Source organism: Zavarzinella formosa DSM 19928 (genome assembly GCF_000255705.1).
GTDB classification, from domain to species: Bacteria; Planctomycetota; Planctomycetia; order Gemmatales; family Gemmataceae; genus Zavarzinella; species Zavarzinella formosa.
In genome coordinates this window covers 109,783-121,207 of record NZ_JH636451.1, presented here as the reverse complement: position 1 = coordinate 121,207, position 11,425 = coordinate 109,783, and the positions used below count along the sequence as shown (strand labels likewise).

Annotated in this window: 10 protein-coding genes; 7 read left to right on the top strand and 3 right to left on the bottom strand. The window is 60.9% G+C overall.

Features of this window, described 5'->3' with window-relative positions:
* Positions 1-423, top strand: a 423-nt coding sequence (locus BGIM_RS0143110; RefSeq protein WP_029631872.1) for a transposase, incomplete at its 5' end; no start/stop codon positions are given.
* A 298-nt stretch (positions 424-721) separates the two neighbouring features.
* Here the strand turns inward: BGIM_RS0143110 and BGIM_RS0143105 are convergent.
* Positions 722-1,213, bottom strand: a complete 492-nt coding sequence (locus BGIM_RS0143105) for a 6-pyruvoyl trahydropterin synthase family protein (RefSeq protein WP_020475787.1) — start codon at positions 1,211-1,213, stop codon at positions 722-724.
* A gap of 33 nt (positions 1,214-1,246) precedes the next feature.
* Positions 1,247-2,965 carry a RimK family alpha-L-glutamate ligase gene (locus BGIM_RS64155; RefSeq protein ID WP_020475786.1) on the bottom strand — a complete coding sequence of 573 codons (1,719 nt, stop codon included), beginning with the start codon at positions 2,963-2,965 and terminating at the stop codon, positions 1,247-1,249.
* 695 nt (positions 2,966-3,660) lie between these two features.
* Here BGIM_RS64155 and polA point away from each other — a divergent pair.
* The 6 genes from polA (at position 3,661) to trmB (ending at position 10,899) form a co-directional block, all read left to right on the top strand.
* Positions 3,661-6,546, top strand: a complete 2,886-nt coding sequence (gene polA / locus BGIM_RS0143085; protein WP_020475783.1) for a DNA polymerase I — start codon at positions 3,661-3,663, stop codon at positions 6,544-6,546.
* A complete protein-coding gene (locus BGIM_RS0143080) occupies positions 6,543-7,379 on the top strand; it encodes a Uma2 family endonuclease (protein ID WP_084760567.1) in 837 nt (278 codons plus the stop codon). Before polA ends, BGIM_RS0143080 begins: the two co-directional genes overlap by 4 nt.
* A complete protein-coding gene (gene coaE / locus BGIM_RS0143075) occupies positions 7,376-7,993 on the top strand; it encodes a dephospho-CoA kinase (protein ID WP_029631869.1) in 618 nt (205 codons plus the stop codon). Before BGIM_RS0143080 ends, coaE begins: the two co-directional genes overlap by 4 nt.
* Positions 7,994-8,087: 94 nt before the next feature.
* Positions 8,088-9,530, top strand: a complete 1,443-nt coding sequence (gene rho / locus BGIM_RS55575; RefSeq protein ID WP_020475780.1) for a transcription termination factor Rho — start codon at positions 8,088-8,090, stop codon at positions 9,528-9,530.
* Positions 9,531-9,657: 127 nt separating this feature from the next.
* Entirely contained in the window at positions 9,658-10,116 is a 459-nt protein-coding gene (ribH, locus tag BGIM_RS0143065; RefSeq protein ID WP_020475779.1) for a 6,7-dimethyl-8-ribityllumazine synthase, read from the top strand.
* 27 nt (positions 10,117-10,143) lie between these two features.
* The gene (trmB, locus tag BGIM_RS0143060; protein WP_020475778.1) at positions 10,144-10,899 is read left to right on the top strand and encodes a tRNA (guanine(46)-N(7))-methyltransferase TrmB; all 756 of its coding nucleotides are present in this window, start codon (positions 10,144-10,146) and stop codon (positions 10,897-10,899) included.
* A 168-nt stretch (positions 10,900-11,067) separates the two neighbouring features.
* Here trmB and BGIM_RS55570 read toward each other — a convergent pair.
* The coding region (locus BGIM_RS55570; RefSeq protein ID WP_040892097.1) for a transposase at positions 11,068-11,425 on the bottom strand (358 nt) is incomplete at its 5' end.

The window sequence follows — 11,425 nt, the reverse complement described above, 5'->3', positions numbered from 1 at the left end:
GAGATCCAGAAAATCCTGATGTCCAACCGCACGGATTTCCGGACGGCCGAACTGGTCGAACTTTATGATTTGCGCTGGCAGATCGAACTGTTCTTCAAGGAGTTGAAAAGCACATTGGGCTTCGCCCAATGCCGCCTGCGCCGGTTCGAGGCGACGGAGGGATGGCTGGAGCTGGTCCTGGTGACGTTCCTGTGGCTGGAGTGGCATCGGGCGAGGCAACTGGCCAAGTCCGGCCTGACGACGAAGCAGAAAGAGCGCTGGCGACACCAGCGAACCCACGGCCTCTGCCTGGCGGTCCGCCGCCACAGCGAACAGGCCGACTTGGAATACCTGGCCCGCGCCATGCAAACACCCGGCGGAATCCGGCGTTTGCGACGAAAACTCCGGCAGGCCATCCCGGCCGAGTTTCGCACCGCCGGATAAAAAGCGCAACTTCAAAACTCGCCAGCGAGGGTACCGCGATTCCCGGTGGTCCAACGGCTCTCCGACGGGCTGACGACCCGGCCGATCATCCTTCCGGAGAGTCGTCAGAGCGGCGTCCTGCCGGGCGTAAAGACGTAACCTTTATAGGGATCTGACCTTTACGCCACACCTTGCGGAACTCTGCCATAGAGTGGCTTTCAAACAGGCTTGGCGGCCAAAGCGCCTTGTTTTTTCGGTCCGTTGGACCGGAAAAACAAGGCGCTTTGGTCGTCACGTCAATTTAAAATCCGCTCTGCCCCTACCCCCGCCGCCATTCATACGTCGCCGTCTGGCCGACGCTTTCCTCGACTTCCATCCTCGCCACTTCCGGGACAAAGTGTTGATGGGTTCGCAGTTCTTCCAACAAGCGGCCGGTCAGATATTTGGCGAGCAGTTCGGCCGTCGTGTTTTCAATGGGGAGCAAAACACAGTCGCTTCGCGGGAAGATCCATTCCTTGCCCTTGAAGTTCAGTTTCACCCGTTCGTCGGTGATGTCCGCGATGATGAGCTTGCTTTGGGTGGCGATCATCATGAAGTGGTCGAGTTCGTCCGTCAGCCGGCGCATGATGTTTTTGAGGGCGACGAAGTCGAACAGATAGTGGTTCTCGTCCAGCGGGCCTTCCACCGAGGCGGCGACGTGATAGTTGTGGCCATGCAGCCGTTCGCACTGGCTCCCCTCATAGGTGATGAAGTGACCGGAGCAGAAAACCAGATAATCCTTGGTCACGCGGACTGTGTATCGCTCGGCCATGCGTCTTCCGTCGGGGGAGGGCGTCGGGGTGGATCACCACGGGGTGTCAACCGTCAATGTACGCTGACGCAGGGCGACGTACAGGCAAGCCGTGATGAGATCGGCCGTTGTCCCCGGATTTCGGGCGTTGCCGTCGGCCCGGAGCCAGTGGTCGAACTCCGCGTAGGCGGGGCTTCCGGGGCCGCCGTTGGCCAGCACGTCCCTCGCCTGTCTGGATGTCTCGCGGGCGATCACCGGGCCGCGTTTGCGGGAAATCAGCGTGTCCTCGTGGGTGGCGAGCCAGCGAAGTTGCAGATACTGGATGGCCCGTTCCAGCCGGCCGTGGATTTGCAAACCCTCCAGCAACATCGGCACGCCGAGTTGGAAGATCGTCAGAAATCCGTTCGCATACTCGGCGGCAATTTGATCGTAATTCGCCGCCATCGCCATCACCTCGCGGAAGGGAAGCGTGGGTTGCTTGCGCACATCCTGATCGGGGGCCTCCCCCAATCCGCCGGGGACGGCCAGCCGGATCGCCTCGTAGACGTTCACGGAATCTTGAACCGTGGTGGCCTCCAACACCCGAATCAACCCCGCCCGCAAATCATCCGTTTCCGGCACGGCCGCCAGCGGGGCCAGCAGCAGGGCGATGCCGAGATTGGTGTTGCACCTCACCACCCGCCGGGTGGCGCGGATGGCTTCCAGAATCGTTTCGCCCAACGGTTTCCCGACGGCGTTTCCCAAGACGGGGGCGATGGCCATGCCGCTCATCAGGAAATCGAGATGCGTCATGTCCCGAAAGCGGGCGCCGGGGTGGACATTGCCGGCCTTTTGGGCAAGAACCTCCCACATGCAGGCGGTTTGAACCTGCATGGAAGACCTTGTCCGGGATTCGGCGTTCACCAGCCGGGATTCGGGCATTTTTTCGATGGCCTGAATCATGAGTGAGGCGACATCGATCCCCGTCGTCGGGGCCAGCGATTTCCAGCCCGGAACGGCGTTCACCTCCACCACATACCACGCCCCGGCCGGGCCGGGGAGCAGATCCACCCCGGCGGCAATCGTTCCGACCGCTTTGGCGGCATCAAGGGCCAGTTTCGTTTGCTCGGATGTCAGCGTGACGGCCTCGGCTTTCGCCCCTTGGGCCACGTTGGTGCGCCAATCGTTGTTGGCGGTGCGTTTCATCGCGGCGATCACCCGCCCATTGAGGACGAAGGCCCGCAAATCCCAGCCCGGATGGGGGATGAATTTTTGGAGATAAAGCACGGCATCGGTGCGTTCGATGGCCCGGAAAGCCCGCCACGCCAGTTCGGGATCGGTGATCCGCATCAGGCCGCGACCTTCGGAGCCGAAGATCGGCTTGACCACCACATCCCGGCCGAGTCCCTCAAAGACGGCCATCGCGGCATCGGCCTGCTGGCAGACGATGGTTTCCGGCACCGGCAATCCGTGTTGTCGAAGGCGTTCCAAGGCGAGGTATTTGTCCACGCAACTTTCGAGGGCCTTCGCCGGGTTTAGCACGGGGATGCCGCGGGCTTCCAACGCCTGCAACACATCCATCCGGAAGACGACCTGTTCCAATGAACCGGGGGGCATCGTCCGCACAATCACGCCGTCGTAATTCGCCAGTTCGGCGCAGGGATGACCGGCCGGAACATGGGCGGAGACATTGCGAAAATCAACGCTCTCGGCCACATGCCCGAGAGCGGAAGCCGCCCGTTGAAGATCGCGGACGTGCCAGCCGTCCCCGCCGGAGAGAATTGCGATTCGCATGGTTTCGATTTACGAGTTTCCGGTGAGCCACGGTAAGATTGAACTAACACGGCGCAAGCAAATCCAAGCGGGATCATCCCGGATTCCGGCAAGTTCGGGAATCATGTTTTGCCATCATTAAAACAATGAGGCCACATTTTGAACATTTTGCCGAAATTTGAACGTCTCCGGGTGTGGCAAATCTTTCTGACACACGTCGGCAACTCGTATTCGCCCCAAGGGGGCGCTCGAAAATAGCCAGGGGCGGCCGCCGCCCCTGGAACCCATTCACCGATAAATAGTTTTCCGCCCCAACGGGGCGGCACTTGCTGGTTGTGCCACCCCGTTGGGGCGGGTTCAAAACTGGCTGTCGTTGTCCAGGGGCGGCGGCCGCCCCTGGCTATTTTCGAGCGCCCCCTTGGGGCGAATACCGGTCAAACGGGCAGGCTAGAAAGTTTTGCCGGACCTACGTCTTCCGGCTTGGCGGGGTTTTCATTGACAGGCTCCCCCGGCAGGCGTACCTTGGAGGATAGGTGGAACTCGCCGAAGCATGATTCCCGTCTGTCCACTGAATCGGTCGAATTCCCCGCGAACGTGGTTCCCTCCCGGCCCCGCTCACTGAATCTTGACCGGCCATTGGTTGGTTCCTGGCACCCCGATCGTCAGTTGGCGTCGGTTTTTTCCCGTCTGTTTCATTTGTCGGAACGCGATCAGCCATGCCCGATTCACCGGCCACGCTTTACGTCGTTGACGCACATGCCCTGATTTATCGCATGTTTCACGCCCTCGCGCCGATGACGGCCCCCGACGGGCGGCCCACCAACGCCACCTTCGGTTTCACGCGCGATCTGCTGACCCTGTTCGACGAGATCCGGCCGGATTATCTGGTTTGCGCCTTCGACCCCCCCGGCGGCACCTTCCGCGACACGATCTTCCCGGACTACAAGAAGACCCGGCCCCCGGCGCCGGATGATCTGATTGCCCAGATTCCCATGATTCAATCGATCATGGAGGCGATGCGGGTTCCCGTCCTTGGCGTTCCCAATTACGAGGCCGACGACGTGATGGCGACGCTCGCCCATCACGGCCATGAAAAGGGAATCGAAGTCTTTCTCTGCACCAACGACAAGGATTGCCGCCAACTGTTGACCGACCGCGTGCGGATGTATGACCTGCGGAAGAAAACCACCCTCGGCCCGGCTGAACTGCTGGCCGATTGGGGCATCACGCCCGAGCAGGCGGTGGATTTTCAGGCGTTGATCGGCGACAGCGTGGACAATGTGCCGGGCGTCGTCGGCGTCGGTGAGAAGACGGCTGCCAAGTTATTGCAAACCTACGGCACGCTGGACAACCTCGTCGCCAAGGCCCATGAGGTCAAGCAGGCCAAACAACGCGAGAACCTGAAAAAGGCCATTGAAAGTGGTGATTTGGAGCGAAGCCGGACGTTGGTGAGGCTGGAAAGAAACGTCCCGATGCCGCTCGAATGGGATCAGTGGAAACGCCAGCCGTGGGACCATGAGCGCTTGCTTGCCTTGTTTGAGGAATTCGGCTTCCGATCCTATGCGGCCCGTGTGCGCACGGCCATGAAGTCGGCGGCGGACAAGGTTCCGATTGTGCCGAAGAACGCGGAATTGCTGGCCGCGCTCGGGCTGGAGGCGCCGATGCCCGCCGCCAAACCCAAGGGGGGCCGCGGGCTGTTCGACGATCCGGAGGAAGAGACGCCGACGGAAGGAGCGGGCGACTTTGCCTTCGGCGCCAACGCCGGGCCGGACACTTGGGCTGCCACCTACACGCTGGTCAACACGCCGGAATTGTTTGACCAGTTTCTGAAAGACCTCAAGGCCCAGCCGCGTTTCTGCTTTGACTTGGAAACCACCGGCTTGGATGCGTTGCAATGCGACATCGTCGGCCTCGCGTTTTCATGGAAGGCGCATGAGGGGTATTATCTCCCCGTTCGCGGCCCCGCCGGGGACCAAGTGTTGCCGCCGGAGGCCACCCTCGCCGCCCTGAAGCCGATTCTGGAAGACGCGGCGGTTCAGAAGGTGAACCAAAACATCAAGTATGACCAACTGGTGCTGGCCAGCCAGAATATTCAAGTTCGCGGGGTGGCGGGCGATTCGATGCTCGCCCATTACCTGCTTCATTCCGGGGAACGGTCGCACGGGCTTGACGAACTGACGCGGAAGTATCTTGCCCACGAGAACATTTCCATCACGGAACTGATCGGCAAAGGCAAGAACCAGAAGACGATGGACCAAGTCCCGGTGGAGAAGGTTTGCGCCTACGCCGCCGAGGATGCCGACGCCGCGTGGCGGCTCACCGAATTGCTGGAACCGCAACTCGCTCCGATGGGCGTGCGGGAACTGTACGACAACGTCGAGGTGCCGCTCATCGCCGTGCTGGCCGAGATGGAGGCGACGGGCATCCGGTTGGATGTCCCGTACTTGAAGAGACTCTCGGTGCAGATGGCCGAGCGGTTGGGGATTCTCGAAAAGGAAATCCACGAGGGGGCGGGCAAGGAGTTCAATATCGCCTCCCTCAAACAATTACGGGATGTGTTGTACAAGGATTTGAAGCTGCCGATCCTCAAGAAGACCGACCTGACCGGCGAACCCAGCACCGACCAGGAAACTCTTGAGAAACTGGCAGTCCTCGGCCATCCGGTGCCGAAGAAGATCATCGAGCATCGGCAGATCAGCAAGTTGAAGGGAACCTACGTGGATGCCCTGCCGGTGATGGTAAACCCCAAAACCAACCGGGTGCATACATCCTTCAACCAGACGGTGGCCGCGACCGGGCGGTTAAGCTCCAGCGATCCGAACCTGCAAAACATCCCCGCCCGGACGGACCTTGGCCGCGAAATCCGGCAGGCGTTTATTCCGCAAGATGGTTGGAGATTGGTCACCGCCGATTACTCGCAGATCGAACTTCGACTCCTGGCCCACTTCAGCGGGGATGAAAACCTGCGGGCGGCCTATGCCGAGAACCGGGACATTCACACCCAGGTTGCTGGCGAAATCTTCAGCGTCGCCCCCGAGGCGGTCACCGCCGACATGCGGCGCGTGGCGAAAACTGTGAACTTTGGCGTAATTTACGGCATGAGCGCACACGGTCTCGCCGAGCGTCTGGTGATTGACCGGAAAGATGCGGACCGTTTCATCAGTAATTACTTTGCCCGATATCCGGCCGTGCTGACCTACCACGACAACCTCTTGCGACGAGCCCGCGAACACGGATATGTGAAATCCATCCTCGGCCGGCAGCGGAAGTTCGATCCGTCGGCCATCCGGCCGAAAACGAGCTACCAGTCGCGGAACGGGGCCGAGCGCGAGGCGATCAACATGGAGATTCAGGCCAGCGCCGCCGATTTGATGAAGCTGGCTCTTTTGAGGGTGAGCCGAAAACTGAAGGAAGAAAAGCTTTTGGCACGAATGTTGCTAAGTGTTCACGACGAACTCGTATTCGAGGCCCCGCCCGCCGAGGTTGGCGCTCTGGCGAATCTTGTGCGCCGTGAGATGACCGGAGCGATGACCCTGAGCGTGCCGCTGGAAGTCGATGTGTCAGCCGGACCGAACTGGCTGGAGGGGGAGGAAGTCACATGAAAACTGACGAACTAAATCCCTCCCACGGAGACCCCATGAACCCAGACGGAGGCAAACGGGGACTCGGCAAATATGCGTTCATCGGCCGACCCACCATCTGTGATGAAGAGGGATATCCCTATTCAGACGGGCGACCCTTGGGCGAATCGACCCGTCAAATTAACAGCATCATCGGTATCTGGGAGGCGGCTCGGGAGCTTTTGGAACCCCGGTTCCATGAAGTATCGATGCATTGCAACATGTTTTGGTATTGGGAAGAAGGAAATCGAACGGCCTCGCGGGATGCGGATCTGATGGTGATTTTCGGTGTGCCTTTTGATCATAACCGGCTGTCGTACAAGAGTTGGAAGCATGGCGGCATCGTGCCGGGGATTATCATCGAAACCGTGTCGCATCGGACACGCCGGGCCGTGTTGGGCAAATACCGGGAAATCTACGAACGGACAGGGGTGCGGGAATACTTCGTCTTCGACGGCCCTGGTCTGTACATGGATAAGCCGCTCCATGGTTTTTATCTCGAAGAGGGCCGCTACCAGCAGATTCGCCCGGATGAGGATGGCTTTTTGATTTCCCGGCAATTGGGCGTGAAGCTTCGGCCCGAGGGCAATCAACTGCGATTGGCGGATGCGCAAACAGGACAACCAATCCTGACCCCGTTGGAAAAAGTGGCGAAAGCCAAAGTCGAGACGGCCGCCTTGACGGCCCGACTGATCGCCGCCAAGGACGAAAGCATCGCCACCATAAACGAAGTCATTGCCGCCAAGAATCAAGAGATTCAACGAATGCGCGAGCTTCTCAAACAAGCCGGAATTACCCCGCCGGAGACGCCATGAGCGAACGGAGACACAAAATGGTGATCGGTCTTGTCGGCGGCATCGGGGCCGGGAAAAGCACGGTGGCGGACGCCTTGGTTCGGCACGGCGGCCGGGTGATCGCCGGGGATCCGGTCGGCCACGAGGCCCTGCGTGATCCCGCGATTCTGGCCCGCGTGACCGAGCTTTGGGGCCACCGGGACATCCTGAAGCCGGACGGGCAGGTGGATCGCCGGAAACTCGGCGCCATCGTGTTCCCCAGCCCGGTCGAGCGGGCGAGGCTGGAGCATCTGGTTCATCCGTACATCCGGCGACGGCTGGAGGAAGAGATTACCGCCGCGCAGGCCGACCCGGCCGTGGCGTTTGTCATCCTTGACGCCGCCGTGATGCTGGAAGCGGGTTGGAATAATGCCTGCGACAAACTCGTCTATGTGGACGCCCCGCGAGAGGTCCGGCTGGGGCGGGTGCAGTCCCAGCGGGGCTGGACCGAAGCCGACCTGGCCAGCCGCGAGGCCGTGCAGATGCCCCCCGAACGAAAAAAAGAACTCGCCGACGCGATTGTGAACAACGCCGAAACGCCCGAACACACGCGGGCGCAGGTGGACGACCTCGTCTCGTCCTGGAACCTCGTCTGATGATCTTCCCCGGTCTTCTCCGGTATTCTCAGGGTCAGATTCACCGACCCCCGGCGACGGCCTGCTCTTCTCATGTCTCATGGAGTCGTTTGTCATGTCCGAACCAATCACCGGCGAAGCAAGAGCCCCCCGGCCTTCCCTCCGGGAACGTCCGGCGGCCCCGCCGCGCGAAGCCGATGTCCGTCCCGCCCGAGTCCAGACTCCCGCCGAGGCCGAGGGCTTCGCGGGTTTCGACGACGAGGTGAACAACCGCTACGAGGAGATCAAGCGCGGCGGCACGCACATCACCGAACTCCAGCAGATGACGATGGTCCAGCTTCAACAACTGGCCAGGGATGAGGAGATCCCCACTGAAGAATGGGTAGGCCTCAAAAAGCAGGACATGATCTTCAAGATCTTGAAGGAACGTGTCAAACAAAACGGCCTGATGTACGGCGAAGGGACGCTCGAAATCCTCCCGGACGGCTTCGGCTTCCTCCGCAGCCCCGATTACAACTATCTGCCCTGCGCGGACGATATTTACATCTCCCCCAGCCAGATCCGCCGGTTCGGCCTCCGCACCGGCGCCGTCGTCTCCGGGCAAATCCGGCCGCCGAAGGAGAACGAGCGTTATTTCGCCTTGTTGCGGGTCGAGGCCATCAACCATCAGGACCCGGAACAACTGGCCCAAAAGGTGGTGTTCGACGACCTGACGCCGTTGCACCCGACGAAGAGGTTCAAACTGGAAGCCGACGGCGAACTGAACACCCGGATCATCGACCTCATCACCCCGCTCGGCAAGGGACAACGCGGCCTGATCGTTGCTCCACCCCGCACCGGGAAAACGGTGCTGTTGCAGAAAATGGCCGTGAACATTCTGAAGAATCACCCGGAATGCTACGTCATCGTGCTGCTGATCGACGAGCGGCCGGAAGAAGTGACGGAAATGTCCCGCACGGTGAAAGGCCCCCGCACCGAGGTGATTTCCAGCACCTTCGACGAGCCGACCAGCCGGCACGTCCAGGTGAGCGAAATGGCCATCGAAAAGGCCAAGAGGCTTGTGGAATACGGCACCGATGTCGTGATCTTCCTGGACAGCATCACCCGGCTCGCGCGGGCCTATAACGCGGAAGTCCCCTCCAGCGGCAAGATCCTCTCCGGCGGGGTGGACGCCAGCGCCCTGCACAAGCCGAAGCGGTTCTTCGGGGCGGCCCGCAACGTCGAGGAAGGGGGCTCGCTGACGATCATCGCCACCGCCCTCGTCGAGACCGGCAGCCGGATGGACGACGTGATCTTTGAGGAGTTCAAGGGAACCGGCAACATGGAGTTGCACCTTGACCGCCGCCTTGTGGACAAGCGGGTCTGGCCCGCCATCAACATCACGGCCTCCGGCACCCGCAAAGAGGAATTGCTCCGCAGCGAGGAAGAACTCAAGTGGGTTTATATCCTACACAAAGTGCTGAGTGACATGAACCCGATCGAAGCGATGGAAATGCTCTCGAACCGGATGGCCCGGTTCAAGACGAACGCGGATTTCATGGGGAATATGAACCTGTAACCGAGCCATGAGCCATGAGCCATGAGCCATGAGCAGCGAGCCAGCAGAGGGGCGACCTCTGAGGATTTGGCTTGCGGCTCATGGTTTGTGGTTTTCGCTCACGGCTCATAGCTCAAAGCTCACGGCCATGCTCATTGAAGGTGATCTGTCCAGCCCGACAGGAAGGTTCGCGATCATCGCGGCCCGGTTTAACTCCATCATTGTCGATGCCCTCCTTGGCGGGTCGCTGGATGCCCTCAAGAGGCATGGCGTGCCGGATGACCGGGTGGATGTCGTCCGGGTACCGGGGTCGTTTGAGATTCCGCTGGTGGCCGAGCGATTGGGCAAGTCCGGCAAGTATGCCGCGATCATTTGCCTCGGGGCGGTCATCAAAGGGGACACGGATCATTACGACCACGTCGCCGGCGGGACCACCAGCGGCATCGCCCACGCGGGGCTAAGCGCCGGCATCCCGGTCATCTTCGGCGTGCTGACCTGCGACACCTTGGAACAGGCGATCAACCGGGCCGGGGGCAAGGCCGGGAACAAGGGTTATGAGGCCGCCGTGACGGCCATCGAGATGGTCAATTTGCTCCGCAAGATTTGAACACGGATTTTGAATCGGAACACGTTCATGGATTCCAGCCGAATCGAGCGCGAGTTTGGTGTGCCGTTCGCCGGGGAGATCCTCGACCCCTCCAAATGGACCCAGACCGCCCTCAAGAAATACCCCGACGAGGGGCCGATCATCTGGGGCGATCTGTTCGGCCGGGAAGCCCCGGTCGTGATCGATCTGGGTTGCGGCAACGGCCGCTACCTCATCGGCAGCGCGTGGGCGCGCCGGGATCATGACCACTTGGGGATCGACACGCTCCCGGTCGTCATTCGTTATGCCCGCAAACGGGGGAATCAACGCGGCCTGTCCAATCTGCGCTTTGCAGTCGGCGGTGGATTTGAACTACTCGACCGCCATGTGGCCCCGCATTCGGTGGATGAGATTCACTGTTACCACCCGCAGCCGTATTACGAACCGTCCCAAGTGCATCGACGGCTCATCACGCCGCTGTTCATGGCCCGGACTCATCGAAGTCTCAAGCCCGGCGGGCTGTTCGTGATCCAGACGGACAACCCCGGTTACTGGAAATACATCCGGCAAATCGTGCCGGTCTTCTTTGACTTCCACGAGCGCATCGGCAAATGGAAGGACACCCCGAGGGGCCGCACCCGGCGGGAGATGATCGCCCTCCGCAAAAACCTCCCGGTCTTCCGGGGCCACGGCACGGCCAGAACAGACATCACGGAAGAGGAAGCCTTGAAGCTGGCCGAGGCCCTTCCCCCGCCGACCTTCGACGCCGACCGGCGGTTGCGGCAACTTGATGATGAGGAATGACATCGGATCGGCATGAATGACTGCCCGAGATGAAGCGCAAGAGAACCCCTCCGGCTCCCCCTTGCCCCTCTCCCGCCACACCGCATAACACGGTCATCGCCCGTCGGGAAATCGTTGGACCGGTGGAAATCGCGGCACCCTCGCTGGCGCGTTTTGAAGTTGCGCTTTTTATCCGGCGGTGCGAAACTCGGCCGGGATGGCCTGCCGGAGTTTTCGTCGCAAACGCCGGATTCCGCCGGGTGTTTGCATGGCGCGGGCCAGGTATTCCAAGTCGGCCTGTTCGCTGTGGCGGCGGACCGCCAGGCAGAGGCCGTGGGTTCGCTGGTGTCGCCAGCGCTCTTTCTGCTTCGTCGTCAGGCCGGACTTGGCCAGTTGCCTCGCCCGATGCCACTCCAGCCACAGGAACGTCACCAGGACCAGCTCCAGCCATCCCTCCGTCGCCTCGAACCGGCGCAGGCGGCATTGGGCGAAGCCCAATGTGCTTTTCAACTCCTTGAAGAACAGTTCGATCTGCCAGCGCAAATCA